The 23596-nt window shown below is 57.2% G+C and carries 26 protein-coding genes, 2 tRNA genes and 1 pseudogene; 18 read left to right on the top strand and 11 right to left on the bottom strand.

Going from position 1 to position 23596, the window contains the following annotated elements; genetic code table 11:
• The first annotated feature begins 80 nt into the window (after positions 1-80).
• The 5 genes from PspS49_RS01645 (at position 81) to PspS49_RS01625 (ending at position 3913) form a co-directional block, all read left to right on the top strand.
• Positions 81-156 (top strand) — tRNA-Phe (locus PspS49_RS01645).
• A 580-nt stretch (positions 157-736) separates the two neighbouring features.
• Positions 737-1816 carry a hypothetical protein gene (locus tag PspS49_RS01640; protein WP_127925485.1) on the top strand — a complete coding sequence of 360 codons (1080 nt, stop codon included), beginning with the start codon at positions 737-739 and terminating at the stop codon, positions 1814-1816.
• A gap of 77 nt (positions 1817-1893) precedes the next feature.
• Positions 1894-2685: a TSUP family transporter gene (locus tag PspS49_RS01635; protein ID WP_007909181.1), complete on the top strand. Its 792-nt coding sequence runs from the start codon at positions 1894-1896 to the stop codon at positions 2683-2685.
• Positions 2682-3563, top strand: coding sequence for an alpha/beta hydrolase (locus PspS49_RS01630; protein ID WP_160037886.1), 882 nt, complete (start codon positions 2682-2684; stop codon positions 3561-3563). The genes PspS49_RS01635 and PspS49_RS01630 overlap by 4 nt, the downstream gene beginning before the upstream one ends.
• The gene (locus tag PspS49_RS01625) at positions 3560-3913 is read left to right on the top strand and encodes a hypothetical protein (RefSeq protein ID WP_160037884.1); all 354 of its coding nucleotides are present in this window, start codon (positions 3560-3562) and stop codon (positions 3911-3913) included. The genes PspS49_RS01630 and PspS49_RS01625 overlap by 4 nt, the downstream gene beginning before the upstream one ends.
• Here the strand turns inward: PspS49_RS01625 and PspS49_RS01620 are convergent.
• The gene (locus PspS49_RS01620) at positions 3910-4161 is read right to left on the bottom strand and encodes a YceK/YidQ family lipoprotein (RefSeq protein WP_238786318.1); all 252 of its coding nucleotides are present in this window, start codon (positions 4159-4161) and stop codon (positions 3910-3912) included. The two genes, PspS49_RS01625 and PspS49_RS01620, sit on opposite strands and share 4 nt — an antisense overlap.
• A 287-nt stretch (positions 4162-4448) precedes the next feature.
• Here PspS49_RS01620 and PspS49_RS01615 point away from each other — a divergent pair, with 287 nt between their 5' ends.
• The 4 genes from PspS49_RS01615 (at position 4449) to PspS49_RS01600 (ending at position 7046) form a co-directional block, all read left to right on the top strand.
• Positions 4449-5102, top strand: coding sequence for a PDDEXK nuclease domain-containing protein (locus PspS49_RS01615; RefSeq protein ID WP_160037880.1), 654 nt, complete (start codon positions 4449-4451; stop codon positions 5100-5102).
• Positions 5103-5203: 101 nt separating this feature from the next.
• The gene (locus PspS49_RS01610) at positions 5204-6145 is read left to right on the top strand and encodes an alpha/beta fold hydrolase (RefSeq protein ID WP_238786317.1); all 942 of its coding nucleotides are present in this window, start codon (positions 5204-5206) and stop codon (positions 6143-6145) included.
• A gap of 28 nt (positions 6146-6173) precedes the next feature.
• A complete protein-coding gene (locus PspS49_RS01605) occupies positions 6174-6587 on the top strand; it encodes a hypothetical protein (protein WP_008080543.1) in 414 nt (137 codons plus the stop codon).
• A 6-nt stretch (positions 6588-6593) separates the two neighbouring features.
• Entirely contained in the window at positions 6594-7046 is a 453-nt protein-coding gene (locus tag PspS49_RS01600) for a hypothetical protein (RefSeq protein ID WP_160037876.1), read from the top strand.
• Between the two features lie 70 nt (positions 7047-7116).
• Here PspS49_RS01600 and gabP read toward each other — a convergent pair whose 3' ends face one another.
• Complete coding sequence (gene gabP / locus PspS49_RS01595) at positions 7117-8508, bottom strand: GABA permease (RefSeq protein ID WP_127925477.1); 1392 nt, start codon at positions 8506-8508, stop codon at positions 7117-7119.
• Positions 8509-9062: 554 nt separating this feature from the next.
• On the opposite strand from gabP, the gene PspS49_RS01590 reads away from it, so the two are divergent.
• From PspS49_RS01590 to PspS49_RS01560, 7 genes are all read left to right on the top strand, one after another.
• Positions 9063-9836 carry an ABC transporter ATP-binding protein gene (locus PspS49_RS01590; protein WP_007909167.1) on the top strand — a complete coding sequence of 258 codons (774 nt, stop codon included), beginning with the start codon at positions 9063-9065 and terminating at the stop codon, positions 9834-9836.
• A 13-nt stretch (positions 9837-9849) separates the two neighbouring features.
• Positions 9850-10599: an ABC transporter substrate-binding protein gene (locus PspS49_RS01585; RefSeq protein ID WP_127925476.1), complete on the top strand. Its 750-nt coding sequence runs from the start codon at positions 9850-9852 to the stop codon at positions 10597-10599.
• Positions 10600-10677: 78 nt separating this feature from the next.
• Positions 10678-11370: an ABC transporter permease gene (locus tag PspS49_RS01580; RefSeq protein ID WP_007909165.1), complete on the top strand. Its 693-nt coding sequence runs from the start codon at positions 10678-10680 to the stop codon at positions 11368-11370.
• Complete coding sequence (locus PspS49_RS01575) at positions 11370-12059, top strand: ABC transporter permease (protein ID WP_007909164.1); 690 nt, start codon at positions 11370-11372, stop codon at positions 12057-12059. The genes PspS49_RS01580 and PspS49_RS01575 overlap by 1 nt, the downstream gene beginning before the upstream one ends.
• Complete coding sequence (locus tag PspS49_RS01570; protein ID WP_160037874.1) at positions 12040-13275, top strand: methyltransferase; 1236 nt, start codon at positions 12040-12042, stop codon at positions 13273-13275. The genes PspS49_RS01575 and PspS49_RS01570 overlap by 20 nt, the downstream gene beginning before the upstream one ends.
• Positions 13276-13617: 342 nt before the next feature.
• Positions 13618-14454 carry an FkbM family methyltransferase gene (locus PspS49_RS01565; RefSeq protein WP_160037872.1) on the top strand — a complete coding sequence of 279 codons (837 nt, stop codon included), beginning with the start codon at positions 13618-13620 and terminating at the stop codon, positions 14452-14454.
• Positions 14455-14530: 76 nt separating this feature from the next.
• Positions 14531-14606 (top strand) — tRNA-Thr (locus PspS49_RS01560).
• A gap of 324 nt (positions 14607-14930) precedes the next feature.
• Here PspS49_RS01560 and PspS49_RS01555 read toward each other — a convergent pair.
• A pseudogene (locus tag PspS49_RS01555) lies at positions 14931-15041 on the bottom strand (transcriptional regulator); the annotation flags it as partial.
• A gap of 490 nt (positions 15042-15531) precedes the next feature.
• Between PspS49_RS01555 and PspS49_RS01550 the strand changes: the two are divergent.
• Positions 15532-15807: a DUF3077 domain-containing protein gene (locus PspS49_RS01550; protein ID WP_160037870.1), complete on the top strand. Its 276-nt coding sequence runs from the start codon at positions 15532-15534 to the stop codon at positions 15805-15807.
• A 47-nt stretch (positions 15808-15854) separates the two neighbouring features.
• On the opposite strand, the gene PspS49_RS01545 is transcribed toward PspS49_RS01550, so the two are convergent.
• Entirely contained in the window at positions 15855-16535 is a 681-nt protein-coding gene (locus PspS49_RS01545) for an RES family NAD+ phosphorylase (protein ID WP_174245037.1), read from the bottom strand.
• A complete protein-coding gene (locus PspS49_RS01540; RefSeq protein ID WP_160037868.1) occupies positions 16532-16939 on the bottom strand; it encodes an MbcA/ParS/Xre antitoxin family protein in 408 nt (135 codons plus the stop codon). The genes PspS49_RS01545 and PspS49_RS01540 overlap by 4 nt, the downstream gene beginning before the upstream one ends.
• A gap of 858 nt (positions 16940-17797) precedes the next feature.
• Between PspS49_RS01540 and PspS49_RS01535 the strand changes: the two genes are divergently transcribed.
• A complete protein-coding gene (locus tag PspS49_RS01535; protein WP_008080520.1) occupies positions 17798-18724 on the top strand; it encodes a LysR family transcriptional regulator in 927 nt (308 codons plus the stop codon).
• Here PspS49_RS01535 and PspS49_RS01530 read toward each other — a convergent pair.
• From PspS49_RS01530 to PspS49_RS01505, 6 genes are all read right to left on the bottom strand, one after another.
• Complete coding sequence (locus PspS49_RS01530) at positions 18641-18958, bottom strand: AzlD domain-containing protein (RefSeq protein ID WP_007952614.1); 318 nt, start codon at positions 18956-18958, stop codon at positions 18641-18643. The genes PspS49_RS01535 and PspS49_RS01530 overlap by 84 nt on opposite strands.
• Complete coding sequence (locus tag PspS49_RS01525) at positions 18937-19653, bottom strand: AzlC family ABC transporter permease (protein WP_038359884.1); 717 nt, start codon at positions 19651-19653, stop codon at positions 18937-18939. Before PspS49_RS01525 ends, PspS49_RS01530 begins: the two co-directional genes overlap by 22 nt.
• Positions 19650-20027: a GNAT family N-acetyltransferase gene (locus tag PspS49_RS01520; RefSeq protein WP_008080517.1), complete on the bottom strand. Its 378-nt coding sequence runs from the start codon at positions 20025-20027 to the stop codon at positions 19650-19652. The genes PspS49_RS01525 and PspS49_RS01520 overlap by 4 nt, the downstream gene beginning before the upstream one ends.
• Positions 20028-20106: 79 nt before the next feature.
• The gene (locus PspS49_RS01515; protein ID WP_116029292.1) at positions 20107-20853 is read right to left on the bottom strand and encodes a 2OG-Fe dioxygenase family protein; all 747 of its coding nucleotides are present in this window, start codon (positions 20851-20853) and stop codon (positions 20107-20109) included.
• 231 nt (positions 20854-21084) lie between these two features.
• Entirely contained in the window at positions 21085-22404 is a 1320-nt protein-coding gene (locus tag PspS49_RS01510) for an OprD family porin (RefSeq protein WP_038359882.1), read from the bottom strand.
• Positions 22405-22699: 295 nt separating this feature from the next.
• On the bottom strand, positions 22700-23368 hold the full coding sequence (locus PspS49_RS01505; protein WP_160037866.1) for a DsbA family protein: 669 nt from the start codon (positions 23366-23368) through the stop codon (positions 22700-22702).
• Positions 23369-23596: the final 228 nt, after the last annotated feature.

Below are 23596 nucleotides of genomic sequence, written 5' to 3'. Positions count from 1 at the left end.
CGTAAGCGACGGAATTAATTTAAGAAATTTTAAAAAAGTCGTTGACGTAAATCCGAAAAACCCTTTTAATGCGCCCCGTTGCCCAGATAGCTCAGTCGGTAGAGCAGGGGATTGAAAATCCCCGTGTCGGCGGTTCGATTCCGTCTCTGGGCACCAAATACCGAAAACCCTGAATCGCAAGATTCAGGGTTTTTTTATGCCTGCGATTTGATAAGCCGTCCCTCACCCCCTCTTGCAGTGCTTTTGCTGGCCATTATTTTGATGTTAGGCTCCGTCAGCTTTTCCGGCAGGTCATTGTTGACTGCCCGGAATAATCGCCGGGCACTTCAGCCCTGACGATCAGCATTTAACGCATCACCCAATTAACGCACTCCGCGCCCTCCAGCATCGGGAATCTACCGAGGTTGTTGCAGGCACCCGGACAGTTGCGTCTGCGAGCAGGAACGCTCGCAGAACTAACACCCATCAAAAAGTTGTCATGGAGGACAAGACCTCAGCGCAGGTCATCTGCTGTTGTTTCAGCTGTCAGGCAAGCGACAGCAAACACTGACCAGGCATTCAGCATTTGTTTGAACTGTCGCGTCACAGCGCCCTGTGCCCTCCTGAAAAAACCAAACCTGTATCAACTCGCCCACGTCCGCATCATTGCGTGCGCTCGGCACGCATTGCAGCATCGAAACAGCCAACAGCTCCCACAAAAAATATAAGGGGAGCGGATACGACAGGGATGTAAACAATGACCGAAGTCCTACAACACACTAATAAAACCGTTGAGTCTTTAGTTGAACAGGAAGTCAGAACTTTCAGTTTTGATAAGCAACAAGCAAAACTGCTGCACACCTTCTCTGAAGCGTTGGCAGCCATGGGCGGACCACAAGCCGCAGGCGCCAAGTCCAAGGCCTCGCTGGCAGCGACCGAGCTGAAGTTTTCGTTTTCCAAGGATCAGTGTGAACTGCTTGGCGCGTACTCCGACGGCCTCGTTTCCCTGCTGATTTTTGAGGGCATGGAAAAATTCACTGACACCAGCCCTCCGGATGAACTGCCCGAGCTGGCCGCTCTGGAAAATCGTTACGACGTACTTTGTCTGGCGGCACGCAATCAGATTCTGTTGAAACTGGTGGATAACAGCTCCTTTGCCTACGACATGGACAACGAAGGCAAACTGGTCCGAATCGTCGCTAACTTCAAGGGCGGCGGACTGACCAAAATCAATGACGAACCGGAAATCAAAGAGCTGAGCTCCCATTCCGGTCTCGCCCTCGGCCCCCACACCGAAGCGCCGTACTGGTGTGCTGTGAACGCGCAGGACGGGCATTCGCCCTCGCCCTCGTCGTTGATACTGTCGGCGCTATGGAATCCAAGCCTGGAGCCCACCTCGGTGATTCCATTGCCACCCTTGCTGGATGAAATCGGCGTCACCGGATGCCTCGCACTCACAACGGGCAGCTTCCAGTTCACACGGAGTGATTCTTTCGTCAACGGCAAGGGCGAGGATGGCCGCAATGTTTCGATTCTGGAGTTCGATGACAACGTCGGATTCGCCGCGCGATTCAACTCGTACCGTTTTTCGGTCAACGACAACGCCTCGGATTTTGTAAAAGAGGCTTATTCCGCACTTTGCCAAAGCGTGGGTAAAGCAACACCGGTTCAATACACACTGACGCAAGAGTCGGCCATGGTGATCAATAACGTCCGGGCGCTGCATTGTCGCGATGTCATCAAAGACAACCGACGTGTACTGGTGCGCATCTTCGGCCTGTCGAAGTTCTCGTCTCCGATTGTCATTTCAGACGATCCGCTGCTGATACAGGGCTGATATTCACCGCACGGCAAGGCTGTTGAATGGCCAGTCATGTGGATGACTGGCCAATAACTATAAAAAGGGAAAACGTAATGGCTTGGGATGTAATTGGCATGTTGGCGCTTGTGGCATTTTGCGCCGGTTTTTTTGATGCGATTGCCGGGGGTGGCGGCTTGATTACTTTGCCTGCCCTGTTTCTGGCCGGTGTCGACCCGATCAGTGCGATAGCCACAAACAAGTTCCAGGCTGCTTCGGCGACCATATCAGCCACAGTCACGTTTGCTCGCAAAGGAATGATTGAGTGGCGCGAAGGACGCTTTCTGGTTATCTGCGCGTTCCTGGGGGGCGCCAGCGGGGCGCTGTTGGTCAGTTCGATTGATAAGCGCTATCTGGAAGTGTGCGTGCCCGTCATGCTTATTCTGGTGGCGATCTACTTTGCGCTCTCGCCGAAACTGGCCAATGAGGATCGACGCAAGCGAATCGGCATTCTGCTGTTCTCGTTCACCGTGGCGCCGATCCTGGGCTTCTACGACGGTATCTTCGGCCCGGGCGTAGGCTCGTTCTTTATCGTCGGTTTCGTGCTGCTCTGCGGGCTTGGCATGATGCGGGCCATGAGTTTCACCAAACTGGCCAACGCGTCGTGCAACCTGGGCTCGCTGTCAGTCTTCATCACCAAAGGCGTGATCATCTGGCCGATTGCGATTGCGATGGCTCTGGCAGCTTTCCTCGGTGCACAACTGGGTGCCAGAGCCGCTGTCCGCGTCGGCCCACGCTTGATCAAACCCATGTTGATCGTGGTCTGCTGCGCCCTGGCGATCAAGCTGCTGAGCGTGGAGACCAATCCATTGCGTGTTGCAGTCCTGCACACCCTGGCTGCCCTGTGATCAATCGGTTGGCGCTGACCGGCGCGTCGCGACTTCGCTCTCGGTTGCAGTTTGACGAGGCGCCAACCGGCCCTGAGTTTTTCTTTGCGCAAACCTTCGCCGGCTACCAACTGGAAGGTCGCGTATTGGCCGGTTCCGCCGCAGAAGCGTCAACGCCGAAAGTGCTGGCCATTCACGGCGCTCGCTCTGACTATTCGCGACTCAACGCCATTCTGTATCCCTTGCAGGCGCAGGGAATTGCCAGCCTGAGCTTCAATCTTTCCGGCCACGGCCCCAGCGCCGATGTTGCCCTTGAAGACACTTCACTGGCGCAGAACCTTCAGGAGGCTTTGCAGTTTGCCGATCATCTTGGCGCCGAACTCAGCACAGTGATCGGTCACAGTCTGGGGGGCGCACTGGCGCTCAAGGTAGCGCAAGCACATCGCGCTTCAGTCAGACGCATCGTGCTGTTCTGTCCCGCCCTGTACGCGGAGGCAGCCTGGCAGCAAGCGTTTGGGTCACCCTTCAAAAGCGCCATTTCGGTGCCTTACGGTTTTCTTGACTCGCCATCGCTGGAGTTCCTGCGCACGTTCGACGGGGAAGTCTTGCTGGTGATCGGCGAATACGATGGCCTTCAGGCAACCACTTTTGGCGGGATCGCTGGTACGTCTGCCGGGATACAGCAAATGGGCGCTCGCGCGATCAACAGCGCGATTCCGTACGAAGTCATCGAGGCCATTGAAAAGAGCCTGGCACCTGATCAGTTGAAAAAAATCGTCCTGCCAGGCTGCGACCACGCGGTATCAACGTGGCTCAGGGAAAACCCGCCACGCGCAGTGGAGTTGGCAAGCGAGATAGCGCGGTTCATCAATCCCGGAAACAGGTCACAAGCGTCATGAACCAAAGGAAAACGCGCATCCCCTTGCCCCATCCGCCACCCTATCGCCCAAGTCGGGTGACTTACTGGCTGACTGTTCTCGTTGCTCTACTGATCACTTTAGACACCGGGTTGTCGATCTGGATGCTGGTCGACAGCTGGATCACCGGCTCTATCACCACCAATAATCGCGGCCCGCGCAGCACTTACACCCTGGCCCTGCAACCGCGGCTGTTCTGGTTCGAGTTTGTCTGGCAGAGCGTTGGCACAGTGTTTCTGCTGGCAGTGGGTGTGTTCGGCGTGTGGATCTATCGCAAGGTTCAAGAGCCCGTGCACACGCCGAAAAGCAAACGCCGCGCAAAGAAAACCTAAAGCGTATTGATGTAATCGATCGGCAACAGAACCGTATCCAGCGCGGCATCCACTGGCAGGGATACGACGGTGATGACCGGACAGACAATCATCATGTAACAGACGATCGCCGCCGGCATGCCATCGCTGCCGCCGCCACGCACACCCAGTAGATGAAGGTTGCCATCAACGCCTCGGTAATACTGAGCATCGGACAAACCGTCATTCAAACGCCCGATAAACGTTCCGCAGCCTGCCAACTGCAACATGAGGCCTGCAACACCAACAACACGCAAAATCCCTTTCAAACCAGCACTTCCCTACGTCACAAAAGATGAGGCGCGGGATTGTACCCGCGCCCAGGCTTTGCAATCACCACGACTCACGAGCATGTACGAAAAGGACTACAGACCCTTTCTGTCTGACGCCTCTTTCACCGGCAACGTCCTGCAATACCAATCCCCTCTTCCTTCCGACTTCACCGGCTCGCCCGACATACCCACGCGGCGACTCTTGGCATGCTTTGACGCCTGTATCCAACGATGTGGAAGAGCCAATGAGCCCGCTAAAACCTGCTGACACGCAAGACCCGAAAATCGATTCGTTGCTGGGGAAGCTGGGCGAACTGATTCGCCAGGCGCGGCAAAAAGTGCTGCGTGCGGTGGACACGATTCAAGTGCAAACCTGCTGGCAGATCGGCAGGCATATTGTCGAGTTTGAACAAGAGGGAGCCCGGCGTACGGGCAAGGACAGGGAAGACGGTCTCGAACAAGCCCTCATCGACCATCTCCAGAGCTTTCTTCTCGAGCTGGGCAAAGGCTTTTCCTTTGTCGCCCGCCAACAACGCATCAGTACCGACGGCGTCGATCTGTACATCGATCTGGTGTTCTACAACTACCTGCTCAAATGCTTTGTGATCATTGATCTCAAGCGCGGCAAGCTCAGCGCCCGCGATGTCGGGCAGATGGACATGTATGTGCGCATGTACGACGAACTCATGCGTAGCGAGGGCGACAAGCCGACAGTCGGGATTATTCTGTCTGCCGAGAGCAACGACTCGGTGGCGCGCTACTCAATGCTCAAGGGCAATGAGCAACTGTTTGCCAGCAGTTACAAGACGATCCTGCCGAGTGAAGACGAGTTACGCGCGGAACTCAATCGCGAGCAGGCGTTGATCGAGGAGCGCAGGCTCACTCAATCCACCGAGTAAAACTTGCGGATTGTTGCCGGGCGGCGCTGAGACTATCGTTGTCAGCTTACTCTTCAAGGTCGAGCGTCATGAGCTGTCAGGACACGCCCGCAAGGCAAGACATGCAGTCAGGGTCGCCAACCTTGACTGCTGAGCAAGGTGAGCCTTTCAAAGAAGCTGCCGCCGACGGTTTTGCACTTGGCGGTTTCACCTGGCGTCAGTTCTTGCCTGATAGCCAACGCCCTGTAGTGATCATCAGCGCCGCCACGTCGGTACGTTGCCGCCACTACTCGCGTTTCGCGGCTTATCTGTTCGCAAACGGCTTCGACGTGATGACCTACGACTACCGCGGCATCGGCGAATCACGATCCGCGTCGATCAAAGGCTTGAACGCCTCGTGGACAGATTGGGGCGCACTGGATTTCGAAGCGATGCTCAAACGCGCGCAACGGGAGTTTCCCGGTCAGCCAATTGACGTCGTCGGCCACAGTTTTGGCGGTTGCGCGGCGGGGCTGGGCGAATCCGGGCAGGTTATCCGACGGCTGGTAACAGTCGGCGCGCAGTTCGCTTACTGGCGCGACTACGCGCCGGAACATCGCTGGCGGATGTTCGGCAAATGGCACGTCGTGATGCCGTTGCTGACGCTGTTCTGCGGCTTTTTCCCCGGCAAGCGACTCGGCTGGCTGGAAGATACGCCGACCGGCGTTGTACGCGATTGGAGCACGCCTGCTGCACGTTACGAACGGCGCCCCAGTGGTCGGGCACTGATGAACAAGAGCGGCGCCCTGCCCTTCGCCAACGTCCGCGCACAGACACTGGCGATCAGCATCAGCGACGATCCCTACGGCACAATTGCGGCGATCGAACGCCTGCTCGGTTACTTCAGCAACGCAGCCAAAACCCACTTGCGCATCGAACCGCAGGACATCGGCGAACAACAAGTCGGACATTTCGCCTTTTTTCGCAGCGCATACCAAGCCACACTATGGCCCATCGCTCTGACCTGGCTGCAAACCGGTGCACTGGCCCCCGACACACCGGGGCGGCAAGTCCCGCGCAGCTGAGCCCTCTCAACGCACGACGGAACACATCATGGCCTCCGCCAACAAGCAGCAAAAACGCGCCACCCGGGCCAAAGCCAAGGCCAAGCAGAACCGCACCAAACGCGCCGAAGCGCCGGTCGAGCTGGACCCGAACGACGACCGCATTGATTTCGAATCGGTAGACCTGACCGAGCTGTTCAAGAAAATGATCGACGCCGAGAAGATCAGCCAGCAAGCGTTGTGCACCGCGTTCCTCGAAGACCCGCTGCTGGAACTGGTTTACGAACAGGAAGGCGAAGAAGGCGCGATGGATTTCATCCTCGCCGCACTGATCGAGTATCGCCAGTGGTCGCAGGAAACCGACGAGGCCGGCGCGCTGGCGTGGATCGAATCCCCGGCCTTCCAGGCCGACTATGTGGCGGCGTCCGACGCGATTGCCGCACAAACCCAACAGAAGAACTGAGTTCCCATGGCATCCCTGAACAAGCAACAGAAACGCGCCAAACGCGCCAAGGCCAAAGCCAAGCAAATCCGTATGGTCGGCCGCAAGCCACTGGAACAGGACGAAGACCTCGACCACCTCGCCGAGCCGGTGCCGGAATACGTCCTGGCGATGTTCAGCAAAATGCGCGACGCCGAAGCCGTCAGCCGCAATGAAATGCTGCTGACGCTACTGCGCGAACTGGCGTTCGTCATCGTTGACCATCCAGAGCTGCTGGACATGGAAAACGCCGACAACGAAGGCATGGCCGCCACCCACCTGGCCGCCGACATGTTGATCGACTACCGCATGTGGGCCGAAGGCGCAACGATCGAAGAGGCCCAGGCCTGGCTGAGCGAGCCACAGTTCATCACCGATTTCGGGGTTGCGCTGGATGCTTATGGCAAGTCGGTGGAAGCGCAGGAAGACAAGAGCGAATAAACCACGCTCAAAAACAAAAACGGCCGCTCGTCATTACTGACAGCGGCCGTTTTGCATTACGCGTTACGGATCAGTTCAACACCACCGCGCCACGTTTTTCCAGCTTGCGACGGCGTGCCACCAACAGACCGGCAGCCACCACCATCAAACTCAGCAAACCAGTCGCGAGGATCTCCACGCGATGCGCTTCCTGGAACAGCATGATGGTCAGGGCCGCGACGATGAAGATGATCACCGCGTAGGTCAGGCCCGGAAATAGCCACATGCTGAAGACGATTTTCTCGCCGCGCGCCATACGCTGTTTACGCATGCGCAACTGCGAGAATGCGATCACCAGATACACCAACAGAGCGATTGCACCGGAGCTGGCCAACAGGAATTCGAACACCGCGGCCGGGGCCACGTAGTTGGCGAAGGTGCACAGGAACGCTGCGCCGGTGGACAGCATCACCGCCCAGTAAGGCGTACCGCTTTTGTTCACCCGCGTCGCCATGGCCGGTGCATCGCCACGCTTGCCGAGCGAGAAGAGCATGCGCGACGAGGTATACAGCGCCGAGTTCAGGCAGCTGGTCACCGCAACCAGAACCACGATGTCGACGATCATCTTCGCGTTCGGGATGCCCATGCGCTCAAGCACGGTCTGGTAGGAACCGAGGTTGGCCAGCGTAGGATCGTTCCACGGCACCAGGGCGACAACGATGAAGATCGACACGAGATAGAACAAGCCAATCCGCCAGATCACCGAGTTGGTGGCCTTGGAGATCTGCTTGCCGGGGTTCTTCGATTCCGCGGCCGCGATGGTCACGATTTCGGTACCCATGAAGGAGAACATGGTGGTCAGGATTGCACCCAGCACCGCGCCCATGCCGTTAGGCAGGAAGCCGCCGCTGTCGAACAGGTGCGAAACGCCGCTGACCTGGCTGTTCGGCAGAAAGCCAAAGATCGCCGCCAGACCGAGGATGATGAAGCCGATGATCGCCAGCACTTTGATCAGCGCGAACCAGAATTCGAACTCGCCGTAATTCTTCACGCTGAACAGGTTGGTGATTGTCAGCAGCATGGTGATGACCAGCGCGAACGCCCAGATGCCGACGTCAGGGAACCATGCGTGCAGGATGGTCGCAGCGGCGTTGGCTTCCAGCGGAATCACCAACACCCAGAACCACCAGTACAACCAGCCGATGGTGAAACCGGCCCAATGCCCGATGGCACGGTCGGCGTACGTCGAGAAGGAGCCCGTGTCCGGCGAGGCAACGGCCATTTCGCCGAGCATGCGCATCACCAACACCACCAGGGTACCAGCGGCGGCGTAAGCCAGCAGCACGGCAGGGCCGGCGGCAGCGATGGCGTGGCCGGAGCCAACGAACAGACCGGCGCCGATGACACCAGCGATCGACAACATGGTCACATGACGCGGTTTGAGCCCCTGTTCGAGGCCATTGGAGCTTGGGGTACTGCTCATCGAAACTACCTTTGCAAGGAATGCGATTCAGTCCGTCCTGCCTGGTATGTTCTTTCTCGTAAAAAGAAACCAACAGGGCGTTCCGGATTCTGCACGCAATAAATGCGCCAAAATGTTTCAAAGTCTTTTGGCTCGCGGCTTTGCGCGCGACCGGATGGTCATCGCAAGTCCTTGAGATTAATGGCTATTCGCCAGAGCGTTACCCTGCGACTCACTTTCAAGACGAATTCGCGCACCAGAAACACACTGAAAAAGTGTGGGATGCACAATAAAAGGGCGAATCCGGAACGTTCGGCCGGATAGCGCTTCCAACACCCCGCCAAAGCTGGCAACATCGCGCCTTTTTTTACGCGACACCCACGGGTTTGCACGATCAAACACCCGTTCGGTTGTTGATGGGGCGACAGTCTGCTGTGCCGATGCGACAACCTGCCACATGCCACCCGTTAACCGCTCGTAGCGCTGTTGGCTGCCATTGAAACGCTATGCTAGCTTGGCCGCCTCGCCAGGAAGGCCATCCAACAGCAGGAGCGCAACATATATGAGGAACGCACATGGCTGAGGCCACGCCCGCGCTTGAAATCCGCAACTTGCACAAACGCTACGGACAGTTGGAGGTGCTCAAAGGCATCTCGCTGACCGCCCGCGACGGCGATGTGATCTCGATCCTCGGTTCCTCCGGTTCCGGCAAGTCCACGTTCCTGCGTTGCATCAACCTGTTGGAAAACCCGCACCAGGGCCAGATTCTGGTGGCCGGTGAAGAACTCAAGCTCAAGGCCGCCAAGAATGGCGAACTGGTTGCCGCCGATGGCAAACAGATCAATCGCCTGCGCTCCGAGATTGGTTTTGTGTTTCAAAACTTTAATCTGTGGCCGCACATGAGCATCCTCGACAACATCATCGAGGCACCGCGCCGCGTGCTCGGCCAGAGCAAAGCCGAAGCGATCGAAGTCGCTGAAGCGCTGCTGGCCAAGGTCGGCATCGCCGACAAGCGCCACGCCTACCCGGCGCAACTGTCCGGCGGCCAGCAACAGCGCGCAGCAATCGCCCGCACGCTGGCGATGCAACCGAAGGTTATCCTGTTCGACGAGCCCACCTCGGCGCTTGACCCGGAAATGGTTCAGGAAGTACTTAGTGTCATCCGCGCACTGGCCGAAGAAGGCCGCACCATGCTGCTCGTGACCCACGAAATGGGCTTTGCCCGTCAGGTTTCCAGCGAAGTGGTGTTCCTTCACCAAGGCCTTATAGAAGAGCAAGGATCGCCTCAGCAGGTGTTCGAAAACCCGCTTTCGGCGCGCTGCAAACAATTCATGTCCAGCAACCGCTAACGGAGCAACATGCATGCAGAATTTCAAGAAGGTCTTCCTGGCCGCCGCCGTCACCCTCGCGTTCAGCGCCGGTGCCATGGCTGAAACCCTGAAGATGGGCATTGAAGCGGCCTATCCGCCGTTCAACAATAAAGATGCCAGCGGCAACGTGGTCGGCTTCGACAAAGACATCGGCGACGCTCTATGCGCGAAGATGAAAGTCGAGTGCACCGTGGTCACTTCCGACTGGGACGGCATCATCCCGGCCCTGAACGCGAAGAAGTTCGACTTCCTGATCTCCTCGCTGTCGATCACCGACGAGCGCAAAGGCGCGGTCGACTTCACCGAACCGTACTACTCGAACAAGCTGCAGTTCATCGCGCCGAAAAACGTCGACTTCAAAACCGACAAGGACTCGCTGAAAGGCAAGACCATCGGTACCCAGCGTGCGACCCTGGCCGGTACCTGGCTGGAAGACACCTACGCAGATGACATCAAGGTCAGCCTCTACGACACTCAGGAAAACGCCTACCTCGACCTGACCTCCGGTCGCGTCGACGCGATCCTCGCCGACAAGTACGCCAACTATGACTGGCTGAAAAGCGACGCCGGCAAGAACTACGAGTTCAAAGGCGACCCGGTCGTAGAAAGCGACAAGATCGGCATCGCTGTGCGTAAAGGTGACCCACTGCGTGAGAAGCTGAACGCCGCCCTGAAGGAAATCGTCGCCGACGGTACCTACAAGAAGATCAACGACAAGTACTTCCCGTTCAGCATCTACTGATCCTGACCTGTGGGACTGGCGCCGTGATGCAACGGCGCCATCTCCCGACTTTGCCTGCCGCAATTTGAACAGAAACCCATGATTATCGACCTCTACGGATTCGGCCCGGCCCTCGCTGCCGGCGCGCTGATGACCGTCCAACTGGCTCTCACCGCCCTGTGCCTGGGACTGGTGCTCGGCCTGCTCGGCGCCTTGGCCAAGACTTCCCCGTACAAGCCGCTGCAATGGCTTGGCGGCACTTATTCGACCCTGGTGCGTGGCGTCCCGGAATTGCTCTGGGTGCTGTTGATCTACTTCGGTACGGTCAACCTTATGCGCGCCCTCGGTGAGTTCTTCGGCAACCCCGACCTGCAACTCAACGCCTTCGCCGCCGGTGTGATCGCACTCGGACTGTGCTTCGGCGCCTACGCCACGGAAGTGTTCCGTGGTGCGATCCTCGCCATTCCCAAAGGCCACCGTGAGGCCGGCCAGGCCCTGGGTCTATCGAAATGGCGGATCTTCACCCGGTTGATCATGCCGCAGATGTGGCGCATCGCCCTGCCCGGCCTGGGCAATCTGTTCATGATCCTGATGAAAGACACCGCACTGGTCTCGGTGATCGGCCTGGAAGAAATCATGCGTCACGCGCAAATCGGCGTGACCGTGTCGAAACAACCGTTCACCTTCTACATGGTCGCCGCGATCATGTACCTGGGCCTGACCGTGCTGGCGATGACCGGCATGCACTTCCTGGAAAAACGCGCCGCTCGCGGCTTTGCGAGGAGCGCTTAATGAACTGGGAAGTCATCATCAAGTGGCTGCCGAAACTGGCGCAGGGCGCGACCCTGACCCTGGAACTGGTGGCCATCGCCGTGATTGCCGGCCTGCTGCTGGCGATTCCGCTGGGCATCGCCCGCTCTTCGAAGCTGTGGTACGTACGCTCGCTGCCTTACGCTTACATCTTCTTTTTCCGTGGCACGCCGTTGCTGGTTCAGCTGTTCCTGGTCTACTACGGCCTGGCGCAGTTCGACGCGGTGCGCGAAAGCGCCTTGTGGCCGTACCTGCGCGATCCGTTCTGGTGTGCGACCGTGACCATGACCCTGCACACGGCGGCGTACATCGCCGAGATCTTGCGCGGGGCGATTCAGGCGATTCCACCCGGCGAAATCGAAGCGGCGCGGGCTTTGGGCATGTCCAAGCCCAAAGCGATGTTCTACATCATCCTCCCGCGTGCCGCGCGCATCGGCCTGCCGGCCTACAGCAACGAAGTGATCCTGATGCTCAAGGCCAGTGCGCTGGCCAGCACCGTGACTTTGCTGGAGCTGACCGGCATGGCACGCACAATCATCGCCCGCACCTATCTGCCGGTAGAGATCTTCTTCGCTGCTGGCGTGTTCTATCTGCTGATGGCTTACGTTCTCGTACGCGGCTTCAAGCTGCTGGAGCGCTGGCTGCGCGTCGATGCCTGCCAAGGGCGCTGACATTTCCCACGTGCTGACGGGCGAGGACTTACTCGCCCGTTTCACGGCGCTGGATGATTTTCTCACAGCCCATCAAGCGCTGTGGAAACCTCGACCGTTCACTCATCTTTCGCTTGCCTGGGAAGCGTCCTACCCGGAGCTGGCCTTGTGGCTACGCGGACGGTCGCTGGAAGACGCAGAAAACGCTCACAACCAACCTGCTGATCTTGCTGATGCGCCGGAGCCGTTCGCCTCATTGGCGGCGTTGTCGGCTGAGTTGAGCGCGGTGGGTGAGTTGCCGGGCCACGCGCTGGAAGCCGCCGGCCATCGATTGAATGTCGATGTGCCGGGACGCAAGTGGCAGCAGATCGAGGCGTTTGCCAGTCGTTTGTCTTTCGCCTCGCAGCCGACGCATTGGCTGGACTGGTGTTCGGGCAAGGGGCATTTGGGACGACGCTTGTTGGGCGCGGGGCAGCAACTGACTTGCGTTGAATACGATCCTTTATTGGTCGCCAGCGGTCAGGCGTTAAGTCAGCGTCATCACTTGCACGCTTTGCATGTGGAGCAAGACGTACTGACGACTGATGCCTCTGCCGTATTGAGCTCAACTCACACGCCCGTCGCTCTCCACGCCTGCGGCGATTTGCATGTACGTCTGATGCAACTGGCCAGCGCTGCCGGTTGCCAGCAAATGGCGATCGCACCCTGCTGCTACAACCGCATCGAACGCAGCGAATATCAGGCATTGTCCCGCGCCGGATCACGATCGCTCCTACAACTCTCGTTGGAGGATCTGGCGCTGCCGATGAGCGAAACCGTCACCGCCGGTGCACGCGTCCGACGCCAGCGTGACACCTCGATGGCCCGTCGTTTGGCATTCGATCTGCTGCAACGCCAAGTGCGCGGCGTCGACGAATACCTGCCGACGCCATCTCTGCCCAGTGCCTGGCTGGATAAACCGTTCGCCGATTACTGTCGCGATCTGGCCGCGCTCAAAGAGTTATCCACAATCGGCTCGCCAGATTGGTCAGCCTTGGAAGCGGCCGGTTGGCAGCGGTTGGCCGAAGTTCGCAACCTGGAATTGCTCCGAGGATTGTTCCGACGGCCACTGGAGCTTTGGCTGAACCTGGACCGAGCCGTTTTTCTGGAAGAACAAGGCTACGCTGTACGTCTCGGCACTTTTTGCGCAGCTCGACTCACACCCCGTAATTTGCTGCTATTGGCCGAACGCGCTTAAACGCTCCAACCTGTGGATAACTCTGTTGATGAATTTCTCATGGATCCAATATCCACGCCTGTTACGAGCCATTAACAGCTCTGGTCATTTTTTGTTCATATAAATAAAAAACCTGTAAAACAGGGATTTGCGAACAAAACGAGAACGCGTCCACAAAATCCCCCGCAGGCGCCCCGGTGCAGCTTCCCGTTGTGCATAAGCTTCAGATCGAAATGACATAACCGCCGAATGACGGACTGTTTCAGGAGTAAATTGCGCCCACCCTCCGCCCTTGCTATACAAGCTCACACCGGGCAGGCAGCACTGCAACCAATAAGAACAAACCACTGACAGGGAGCGACCGTGACGTTCATTTCATATGCACAGAATTTCGAAGACATCCGCCTGTGGCGCGCACTCAAATTCTTTGAAAACGGCTTCTACATCGACGTCGGCGCCAACGATCCAATCCATGATTCAGTGACGAAGGCCTTTTATGATCGTGGCTGGAGCGGTATCAACATCGAGCCGATGCAAAGCTTCCACGACGCCCTGGTCCAACAACGCCCACGCGATACCATTCTGCAATGCATCGCCAGCGATGCGCCCGGGGAAATCACCTTCTACGGCATTCCCGGTACCGGCCTGTCCACCGCCGACCCGGTGATCGCTCAAGAGCGCAAGGAGCGTGGCCTGGAGGTGCAGAGCCTGACCGTAAAGGCCCGCACGTTGACCTCGATCTGCGAAGAACACGCCGCCCACCGCCCCATCCATTTCCTCAAAATAGACGTCGAAGGCCACGAAGAAACCGTGCTGCGCGGCATGGACTTCAGTCGCTTCCGCCCGTGGCTTATCCTTATCGAAACCCCGTTCGAACGTGACCACACCTGGGAACACCTGGTCACCGACGCCGGCTACCAGAACGTCTGCTTCGACGGCCTCAATAGCTATTTTCTCGCCGACGAACACCTGAACCTCAAACCGGCCTTCGACATGCCGCCCTGCCAGCTCGACAACTTCCAGCTGTGCCTGGGGCACCCTTTCGCCCACCCCGTCAGCCCCAGCGAAGCCGACGCCCTGGCCCAAATCAGCGCCGCCACACAACGCGCTGAACGCGCCGAAGCGCAACTCCACGCCATGCAGAACAATCGCGCCTGGCGTGCTCTGCAGAAACTGCACAACGTGCTGCGCAGGGCATGATCCGACCTCCCGCAAAAATAGTCTGAATTCAGGGGTTTACAGAAACCACCCAATCGCTATAATCGTCGCCCACAACGCCGGTATAGCTCAGATGGTAGAGCAACTGACTTGTAATCAGTAGGTCCCGGGTTCGATTCCTGGTGCCGGCACCATACAAAACAAAGCCCCTGCAGAAATGCAGGGGCTTTGTTGTTTCTGGGTGGTTTACATTTTTTGCAGCGTTTCAACTTCAGTAGAAATAGTGCCTCTCCTCCGCACAAGTCGATTTAATCGCCAGACGCCCTTCTCCCACAAAGCACGGCTTTTGCGCAAAACGCTCAAATTTCCGCGTTTATGCCAAACTATGAAATGGCTATAATTAGGGCGCGCCCATAAAAAGTGGAATTGCATGAGCGGCGTTCTCAGCGCACTGAACCGGCGGAGTCAATGGCAACCCGGTTTCCCAATCCAAGAGTGCTTGATGCCTCGACGCTTTGTTCCTCCGCCGCAGAGAGCAGCATCTGCGTTACGCGCGCGGCCTCACCGGCCTTCATCTGACGTACAGACTCCAGTAAGTCCTGCTGGAATTCCTGCAGTTCATCGACCAACGCTGATCTCCTCGTTCTGTTGTTTAAGAAAGGCTAAGGATAAGTCGTGATCGACAAAAACGCATGGCGCGAAATCCTGAGAAATCTGCTGTAACGAGAAGCCAAGCAGAGCCACTACTGGCCACGATTGCACGCCTGACACTCCCCAAGCTAACGTCAAACCCGTCGCTGCCAATTCAGCGACCGGGCCTGAGAACCCGCGTAAGATGCAGGCGCACCAGCGCCCCAAACCACGATTGCCGACGCTGTTTTAGTGTCCGCATTCACGTGCAATGGCGGCTGTGCGTGGGAGACCTTCGGGTCTGCCGGGTTCCTGTATCTCCGGTTTCTCAGCCTGCGCATAGCTGCCACCCTTTCGCCTGAGAACGAAATGGCAGCTCTCATTTGATACAGGGAGTTCAAAAATGAAAGCCATTGATCCATCCGTAATCCGCCCGTCAGCAACACCGATCACTTCACGCCCGCTTATCTCAACGGCAGGTGAAGCGAAATGACCAACTCTCAAGATCTGAAAACCCTCGGCCTCACCCACTTTTCCTTACACTCCAATCAAGCAATGTTTCGCACCAATCGTGGTGTGCCGGTAATCGCCGCCCTTTCCCACGCCTCACACTTGCTTCACATCTCTCGACTACTCACTGCGGACACTTCAGTCTCGCGCGATCCTGATCTTCACGCTTATGCCTCGCAGTATTTGCAGGAATTGAGCAAAGCGCTGATCGATGATGTCGTGAAAGTGATGGATCCGCCGCGGACAAGCCGTTGATGTGAACGCCGGTGTCAGGCCTTCGCCGATGCGAGGGCTTTTGCGTTTCAGACCTGACTGATCTCAAGCACAAACGAAATCTTCTGCTGACTCGCACTCCACACATACCGCAAATGCTTGCCCTGCTTCGGAATCGATACTGCTGGAGGTCGAAACGCGGCGACACATTCATGGCCCGGTAGGCGAACGCTGTTGTAGAGCAGTCCCCACGACTCGGTTTCGCGCAGTTGACGGGCGAATAGCTGAGACGGCCCATAAGCCTTCGGATCCGGATTGTGCAGCTCGGGGTGATCGTGACGAATGTCGTGTAACGGTTTAACCACCCGATTAACGTAAGTCCGCATGGTCAACTCAAGATCCGCTTCCTGAGTCGCCGCAAGAAATCGTTCCTGGTGATAACAGGTTTCGGAGATGGCCGCGGCTTGGCTGCTCGCAGCATAGTAAACGCCGAAGGTGCCATCGCAGAAACGACTGCGTTTGCCGATGTGGGTAAACGCAGCCATCACCGGAGTCGAGCCGGGGCCGGAGAGTCGGTCTTCGGTTCTCACTCGGGCGAGAACCCCGGCCTGTTCGATCAGGCGATCATTGGTCAGCGCTTCAATCGCGTAGGCAACTTCCAGGTCTTCGGGATCGAGCACATCTTCGAACAGCGCAATCGGCGGGAAGCTGCTGTTGACGATCCGATAGGCTCGCGGCCATTGCACATCCACCAAATCAGGCACTTTCAACCGCGCACCCCGTCGAGGTAGCGGCGAACGTCGGCGATATCGATCACGCGCCCAGCCAGCATGTATTCCAGCGCCGTTTGCCCATTGAACGGCGCCGCCGTGTTCGGGCTGCTGACCCACGTGTAGGCGCGGTCGCGACTGTTGCTGAAGATGATACTCAGCGCCTTGTGAATACCCATCAGGTAAGAGATGCGCTCAAGCGTGTCATTGGGCAGACGTACGTTCGGCAGGTGTTTGTATTTGTAGAACGTGGTGTTGCCGACGCCGCCCAGCAATTTACGCTGCTGCTCGGCGCTGCAGCCCCAGCGCTCCATGAGGTTGAAGAAGAACTTCAGCGCGACGCGGCCGGCTTCGGGGGCGTCAAGTTGTTCACGTGGGATGAGGGCTGGGGATGAGGTAGTCATTGCGCCTCTCCTGATTTGATTTGCTTTCATACTAGTACAGATATGAACCAATTTATAAATCTGATTCGCAAGCGTAGAGACAATGACCCAAACCCAGATTGACAGCTTTACTCGCGATGCCGAGAATCGGCCCAAGAGCGCGAAACCGACTGCCATCAGGTGGCGATAGTCGGCGTTAGGAACCCCACTGATGACCTGAGGATCAGTGTCCGGGTGAGACCTCTTTCCCTATTTGGGGAGTAAAAAAAGACCGACAGCGATGTCGGTTTTTTATTGCCTCAATTATTTGAGCATTCCGTCGACCGACTCAAACCGCTGCAGAATATTCAGTGCTTCCAACATCGCTTGAGCTGTCTTATCCGTAGGGATTCGTGCAACGGAAGGCCGTTCTCGAATCTCAATAACCTGGTGCTGCCGGGTGCCACTTGGGCAGTCCAGATCAACCGCTTCTTGTGATGTACTCAATTCGCTCACCTCATTCAGATCCGCAGCCACATAGGCTTGATGCCTTCCCACTGCCACTTCATCTGCTTTAACAAGTCGCCGCTATCAGCTCGGTCGCAAGTTCGCCTAGGACGCATCCACGTATTTCGCAGGCCAAAACCACTAACGTTGTCAGCCGTTTCCCCGTGAAAAATCGCCGCTACGCACCAAAACCACGCACTTTTTTTGACCCCCATCACCCCTACGTCACCAAAAACCCCGATCCTGTGTCAGCCTCCAGCCATCGGCGGGGACATCGATTCGCTACTAAACCCGCGACAACTATGCTCAGGTACAGGAATATAGCCAGCATATGGCGCCTGACCGGCAGTCTCGTAAACAACAATACCCAGCCCACTTCAGAGGGCATTACCCATGGATAGCAGAACCTTACGCAACCTCATGCGCATCGTGCAGACCGGCTCTTTGTCGGCCGCAGCCGAGCATTCGTGCCTGACTGTGCAGGCGTTGGCCGCGCAGTTGAACAAGGTCGAAGAGCAGTTCGGTTTCCGCTTGTTTCGACGTTCCAACAAAGGGCTGACGCTGACGCCGCAAGGCACTGAGCTGACGCCGTATATGGACAAAGTGCTGATTGCCACGCGACAGATGGAAGAGAAAGTCGAGGCATTGAAAGTGCCGGGCCAGCGCACGTTGAAGGTTGCGTTGAACAACACCCTGTCGCCGGACTTCAACCGGCGAATGATCGGACGCCTGATCGAGGTGTTTCCCGATTATCAGATGGAATTCAGCTACGCCGAGTCGATGGAAAACCTCAGCAAGCTGAAGAACGAAGACTTTGACCTCGCGGTGCTGATCGGCCCGCAGCGGCCGGGTTTGCCGAGCATTGTCTTGCCCGATGTGCAGGTGCAGGTGGTCGGCGCGCATTGCGGTCAGGAGAATGATCCACTGACCTTGCTGGGCAACAAATTTCAGGTACGTCCTGCGGAAGATTGTCCGTATTCCCACAGCTTTTTGCGTTTTCTCGACGCCGGGCTGGGCAATCACGAGAACGGCCAGCGCATGGTCTATTCGTGCAGTGAAACGTTGACGCTGTCGCTGATCACGCAGATGGACGCGGTCGGCATGGTCTCCCGTGAGGCCGCGCAGAAGAACGGTCTGACGATTTTCCCCGGGTTCGAGGATTTCCTCGAAGTTCGCCTGGCGGTGAACAATCCGGAGTTGTCGAGCCAGGCGCTGAGCGACGTCGTCGATCTGCCGCTACATGAACGAGCCGAGCGCAATGTACGCAGCCGTCCCAACCGCCACACTGAGAAAGAGGTTTTTGCTGAAATACGCACATAACAACGTCGGAATTGCGGCATAGAATTCCGGGCGATCGAGCTGTATGTGCTGATCCTTGATCAACAAGGGAGTCAGGCTGATCGCAGCGACGATCGCCACCGGCAGGTATTCCAGCGCCCGCGCAACGAACGGCGGCCAGTGCTCGGTATTGACTTGCAGTGGCAGGGCGCGTGGCAGGAAGGTCACGGCCATCATCAGCGCGACCACCAGAATCAGGAACGTTTGGTCAGGCATACACCCACTCCGCAGCCCACAAACGTGGCGATAAACACATTGAACGGCGAGCTGCCGACCAGACTCAACGCGCCCATGCACAGCACAGCGGCCGCAGCGGCGATGAGTTTGTTGCGGGTGTTGCACAGCGACACCAGCACGTAGAGCATCATCGCCGTCAGGGCGTAGTCGAGCTGATACTTGATCAGGTGCGCCGCGTACTGCGCGCAGACCGCGCCGAGCAAACCGCCAAGCACCCACGAGGTGTGGCAGAACAGGTTGAAGCCGATCAGATAGCGCACGTTGACCGGCGCGCCAGTGCCGAGTTTAACGCTGTGGAAAGCGAAGGATTCGTCAGTCAGGCCGCCGGCATAAGCCCAGCGTTCCATGCGGCTCAAACCGAGGGCGCGCAGGGCTTTGGCCATGTACACCGACATCAACATGTGCCGCGCGTTGATCAGGAAAGTGGTCAGTACGATAGTCGTCAGCGAGGCGCCGCTGGAGATCAGCGCCAGCGCGGCGAATTGCGAAGCGCCGGCATATACGAACAAACACATCGCCACTGGCAGCCACATCGGCAACCCGGCGTTGACGGCCATCAACCCGAACACGAATGACACCGTGAAATAACCGGCGACCACCGGGCTGGCTTCGGCAAACGTGCGCGACGGCTGATGGTTGACCATCAACGGCGCACTGCCGGACGTTTCATTCATAGATCCCTCTCAAATGTCCGTTCGCCATGAGGCTCGCAAAAACCCTGGGCAGTCCAAAAACGCTTGCCCGCGAGGTTAGCATCGTCGACGAACAGAAACATCCGTAACACACCGACGCGTTTCATGTCCGACGACGCCGCTTCAACCAGTCGTTGACCGACGCCTTGGCTGCGATAGCGCGGGCTGACGGCCAAGTGGTTGATGGTGCCGCGACTGCCGAGCATGCCACCGAGCACCGCGCCGACGATTTCGCCAGCGACGTCGAAGGCGAGATAGGCCGTGGTGGTTTTCTGGATCAGCACGCCGCGCAGGCACTTGGCGTCCTGCCATTCGCAGAAGGACACTTCGTCGAACTGGCGGAAGAAGCGCTCCATGCGCTGCGCATCCTTGGCCGTGGCGCGTCGCAGCACCACCGGCGTCGAGCACTCGACGCCGTCGATTGGGGTGATCTGATTAGCGAACAATGTCGAAAGCGGTCCCGGGCCGCGAGAAGGAAATCGCCAGAATCTGCCGATACGCCATGGCATGGGTGTGATTGTTGCGCGCTGGTGTCACGTAGTGGCGCATGTCGCGGTCGAGGAAGTAAGTGGTGTCGAGAATTTCCTGGTAGGTAGTCGACGCCAGTTGATGCTCGTGGATGTCGTACAGACGACTCTCCGCGCCCTCGACATTGTTGCGGCCCCAGAAGTGCACACCGCTGAATGGATAGCCGTCGCAGTGAATGCCTTCAGGGGTGATTTCCAGTTGTTTGCCGGGTTTGATCTCGATGCGGATCTGGTGGATCTGGCACTGCCAGATTTCATCGTGCAGCTCTTCCGGCAGTACGCTTTTGTACACTTCAAAATCGGTGTCGATCAGGCTGCGCATTACCGGCGAAGTAATCACTTCGTCGGAGAAATCCTGGAAGTGCCGCACCAGGCCGCCGACATAGGCGTTGTTCTCTTTCGACTGCACGTAGGCGCGATGCTCGAGTTGCTTCAGCTCGCGAGTCTTGGGGTTGTACTCAAAGTCGCTGTAACGACGGTAACGCATGCCGGCTTCGGCCTGACCGTAGTAGCTGTCAGGCTCCATGTTTTCCCAACTTTTGGTCAGTCTGACGAAGTCGGCAAAATGACCGTAGAGATTGAAGTCACCACCCTGGACGTTGACATATTTGTCGCGCCGTAGCGATTCGCCCACTTCTCTGTTCAAAACGATCATTACCAAATTCTCCGCTGCGTTGAGCGGCCTAATCTATTAGGTGGAGAATTTGCGTCCATGAGAAAGAATTTCAGGCATTTAAAGCCCTGCTTGAAACGGCGTTTGCAGTCACCTGAAAACAACTTTTACATGACAAAAACACGGTTTTTTTCCGGTTTTCATCGAAAAACCGTCGAAAAAAACCCCGAACCAGTCGGGGTTTTTCTCATGTTTCTTACACTTGATCAGGCATCAGAAGATATTGATCGGGTAATCCACGAACACACGCAGCTCGTTGCCGCTGACGTTGTACTCGCTGGATTTCTGCGACACGCGCAGGATCGAGCTGCGCAACTTCACGCTCAGGTCTTTGGCCGGGCCGCTTTGCACGACGTACTTGAACTGGTTGAAGATTTCCCGCTCGGTGCCGCCTTCGCTGGTAGACGTGGTGATGTTGTCGCCACGCACGTAGGCAAAGTTGTAGCTCAGGCCCGGGACGCCGAATGCGCCGAAATCGAGGCCGTAGCCCAATTGCCAGCTACGTTCGTCTTCAGCGTTGAAGTCGGACCAGTAGGAGTTGGCCAGGTAAATCGTGTTGCCGCCGTCGCCGACACGACCCTGTTCTTTCTGGTAGCCGCCGTAGGCGTAGCCCAGGTTGCTGTCGCCGGTGGAGCGTTGGTGCGCCACGGTGAACGAGTGCGGGCCAGTGGCGAACGTTGCAGCCAGGCTCCAGATCTTGTTGTCGCGACCGGTCACGATGCTTTCGCCCGGAACGGTGTTTTCGCGAACGTACGAGCTATCCAGCTTGGTGCGGTAGCCGTTGAAGTCCAGGGTCAGCGACTGATCCTTGTTGAACGGCAGCACGTAGTTGGCATTAACGTATTGTTTCTTCAATACGTCTTCGACGTCGGAAGCGTACAACGCGCCTTTGAAGTTCTCGGTGAACTGGTAGCTACCGCCCAATACGTTGATCGACTTCAGACCACCGCTGTCACGGCCTTCAGCGCTCTTGCGCGATTCAGCGGTGAAACGACCGGCGTTCAGCTCCAGGCCTTTGATCTCTTTGGAAGTGATCAACGTACCGGTGTAGCTTTCCGGCAACAGACGCGAGTTGTCGTAGCTGAGTACCGGCAAGGCCGGCATTTGGTCGCCGTAGGTCAGCACCGTATTGGAAATACGGAATTTGACGGCTGCACCGCCCTTGGACAGGTCATTGGCCGCTTTATCACTGCCGCCAGGCGCATGATCAGCTTGCTTGAAAAAGTCGATACCTTGCGCGCCGGTGCGACCTTCACCACCGTCCAGACGCAGTGCGTACAGACCGAAAGCGTCAACACCGACACCCACGGTGCCTTGTGTGAAACCGGACGAGAACGTACCGATGGCCGCTTGGCCCCACTCGGCTTTGTCCGGACGACCATCTTTGTAATCACGATTGATGTAAGCATTGCGCAGCAGCACTTTGAGGCTGCTGTCTTCAACAAAACCCTTGGACTCGGCCTGGTCGTTAGCCATGGCCTGAGTGGCGCTCAACATCCCCAGTGCGATCAGACTGATTCGCTTGTTCAACATTTTGTTTTCCTTATTACGGGTTGAAACGCGCTGTGTCGAACGGCGGAAACGGCGCTTTTGCACTCTTTTATTCACCCCGAAACAAAAAGGCCCGCCCACGAGAACGTGATGGCGGGCCTGCTCCTTATTTTGAGTCATGGCGGTTGGCCACAGGCGTTGGGCCGAATCGTAGCCGCGCCCTGAACAATGTGTCAATTTCAAGAATCGTCTTTAAATAGGTAAAAATCGTCTAAGAAACGTAAATTTTGCGCTGACTCCTTGCTGGGAAATGCACACAGCCAGTGAATCCGGTGCGTCACGCACACCCATCGATCGCACACAGTGCAGAGACTTCGCCTGGCTCATCGAGGACGATTGCCTGTTTCAACCAATCGGCAAATGCCTGCGGCTTGCCCAGCCAGGGACTGATGTCGACCAATTGGAATGTGCCTTTCTGCTCCAGAGCAATCGTTGGAAAACCCTGGCCGCTCAATTGAGCCAAAAACTGGCGACTGGCTTTTATGTGCCCCTCGCTATCAACGGACTCAAACGCAATGTGGAAATCTTCCTGCGCATAGCCAATCTGCATCGCCAATTCCAACAGCACGGCTGAATCAGCAATGCGTCGCCCTTCCACATAGTGCGCGGTCTGCAAGCGCCCCAACATGCGCAGACCGCCTCGGTCGATGGCTTCGGCCGCCATGACCGCCGCAATCGGTGGCGTCGAATCGAACACCGCTGAGTGATCGCGCAGTAAACCGTCGAAATACGCCTCGCCAAAAGGCTGGCCGGTGTATTCGGCAATGCGTCGGTCGTGGGGCATGACGTAATCGCGCAGTTGTGGAGAAACGCGCTGGCGATTGGCGCCACTCATCATGCCCCCGGCATGGGCAATCACCGGCAACACCTGTTGCGCGGCTTCAACCAGCGGCTTGGCGCCATAACACCAGCCACACAGCGGGTCGTAGATGTAATGAAGAATCATGGGAAAGCTCCGGCAGCAAGTCAGGAAAATCGATGGCGGCAGATTAGTCCTCGCACCCGTGCAGAAAAACGCCGGAATGGCTTTCAGTCTGTTTCGCGAATCGGTCGAATTGTCTGGTCGGTCAGATTGTGTCGAACTGGACACAAATTGAAACAATCAGACCAGGGAACTTATAAGGAATAATTAACGGAAGTAAATGCAAAGCATTACCATTCGCGCGATCGAATT

Source organism: Pseudomonas sp. S49, assembly GCF_009866785.1.
Taxonomy (GTDB): Bacteria; Pseudomonadota; Gammaproteobacteria; order Pseudomonadales; family Pseudomonadaceae; genus Aquipseudomonas.
Note: the sequence above shows the minus strand (reverse complement) of the source record. Positions and strands in the feature narration are given on the sequence as shown.

What these genes read in the sequence shown, in the direction of transcription:
- PspS49_RS01640 (WP_127925485.1), top strand. Translation starts at nt 737, where the DNA reads ATGACCGAAGTCCTACAACACACTAATAAAACCGTTGAGTCTTTAGTT.
- PspS49_RS01635 (WP_007909181.1), top strand. Translation starts at nt 1,894, where the DNA reads ATGGCTTGGGATGTAATTGGCATGTTGGCGCTTGTGGCATTTTGCGCC.
- PspS49_RS01625 (WP_160037884.1), top strand. Translation starts at nt 3,560, where the DNA reads ATGAACCAAAGGAAAACGCGCATCCCCTTGCCCCATCCGCCACCCTAT.
- PspS49_RS01620 (WP_238786318.1), bottom strand. Translation starts at nt 4,161, where the DNA reads ATGTTGCAGTTGGCAGGCTGCGGAACGTTTATCGGGCGTTTGAATGAC.
- PspS49_RS01615 (WP_160037880.1), top strand. Translation starts at nt 4,449, where the DNA reads ATGAGCCCGCTAAAACCTGCTGACACGCAAGACCCGAAAATCGATTCG.
- PspS49_RS01610 (WP_238786317.1), top strand. Translation starts at nt 5,204, where the DNA reads ATGCAGTCAGGGTCGCCAACCTTGACTGCTGAGCAAGGTGAGCCTTTC.
- PspS49_RS01605 (WP_008080543.1), top strand. Translation starts at nt 6,174, where the DNA reads ATGGCCTCCGCCAACAAGCAGCAAAAACGCGCCACCCGGGCCAAAGCC.
- PspS49_RS01600 (WP_160037876.1), top strand. Translation starts at nt 6,594, where the DNA reads ATGGCATCCCTGAACAAGCAACAGAAACGCGCCAAACGCGCCAAGGCC.
- gabP (WP_127925477.1), bottom strand. Translation starts at nt 8,508, where the DNA reads ATGAGCAGTACCCCAAGCTCCAATGGCCTCGAACAGGGGCTCAAACCG.
- PspS49_RS01590 (WP_007909167.1), top strand. Translation starts at nt 9,063, where the DNA reads ATGGCTGAGGCCACGCCCGCGCTTGAAATCCGCAACTTGCACAAACGC.
- PspS49_RS01585 (WP_127925476.1), top strand. Translation starts at nt 9,850, where the DNA reads ATGCAGAATTTCAAGAAGGTCTTCCTGGCCGCCGCCGTCACCCTCGCG.
- PspS49_RS01580 (WP_007909165.1), top strand. Translation starts at nt 10,678, where the DNA reads ATGATTATCGACCTCTACGGATTCGGCCCGGCCCTCGCTGCCGGCGCG.
- PspS49_RS01575 (WP_007909164.1), top strand. Translation starts at nt 11,370, where the DNA reads ATGAACTGGGAAGTCATCATCAAGTGGCTGCCGAAACTGGCGCAGGGC.
- PspS49_RS01570 (WP_160037874.1), top strand. Translation starts at nt 12,040, where the DNA reads ATGCCTGCCAAGGGCGCTGACATTTCCCACGTGCTGACGGGCGAGGAC.
- PspS49_RS01550 (WP_160037870.1), top strand. Translation starts at nt 15,532, where the DNA reads ATGACCAACTCTCAAGATCTGAAAACCCTCGGCCTCACCCACTTTTCC.
- PspS49_RS01540 (WP_160037868.1), bottom strand. Translation starts at nt 16,939, where the DNA reads ATGACTACCTCATCCCCAGCCCTCATCCCACGTGAACAACTTGACGCC.
- PspS49_RS01535 (WP_008080520.1), top strand. Translation starts at nt 17,798, where the DNA reads ATGGATAGCAGAACCTTACGCAACCTCATGCGCATCGTGCAGACCGGC.
- PspS49_RS01530 (WP_007952614.1), bottom strand. Translation starts at nt 18,958, where the DNA reads ATGCCTGACCAAACGTTCCTGATTCTGGTGGTCGCGCTGATGATGGCC.
- PspS49_RS01525 (WP_038359884.1), bottom strand. Translation starts at nt 19,653, where the DNA reads ATGAATGAAACGTCCGGCAGTGCGCCGTTGATGGTCAACCATCAGCCG.
- PspS49_RS01520 (WP_008080517.1), bottom strand. Translation starts at nt 20,027, where the DNA reads ATGGAGCGCTTCTTCCGCCAGTTCGACGAAGTGTCCTTCTGCGAATGG.
- PspS49_RS01515 (WP_116029292.1), bottom strand. Translation starts at nt 20,853, where the DNA reads ATGATCGTTTTGAACAGAGAAGTGGGCGAATCGCTACGGCGCGACAAA.
- PspS49_RS01510 (WP_038359882.1), bottom strand. Translation starts at nt 22,404, where the DNA reads ATGTTGAACAAGCGAATCAGTCTGATCGCACTGGGGATGTTGAGCGCC.
- PspS49_RS01505 (WP_160037866.1), bottom strand. Translation starts at nt 23,368, where the DNA reads ATGATTCTTCATTACATCTACGACCCGCTGTGTGGCTGGTGTTATGGC.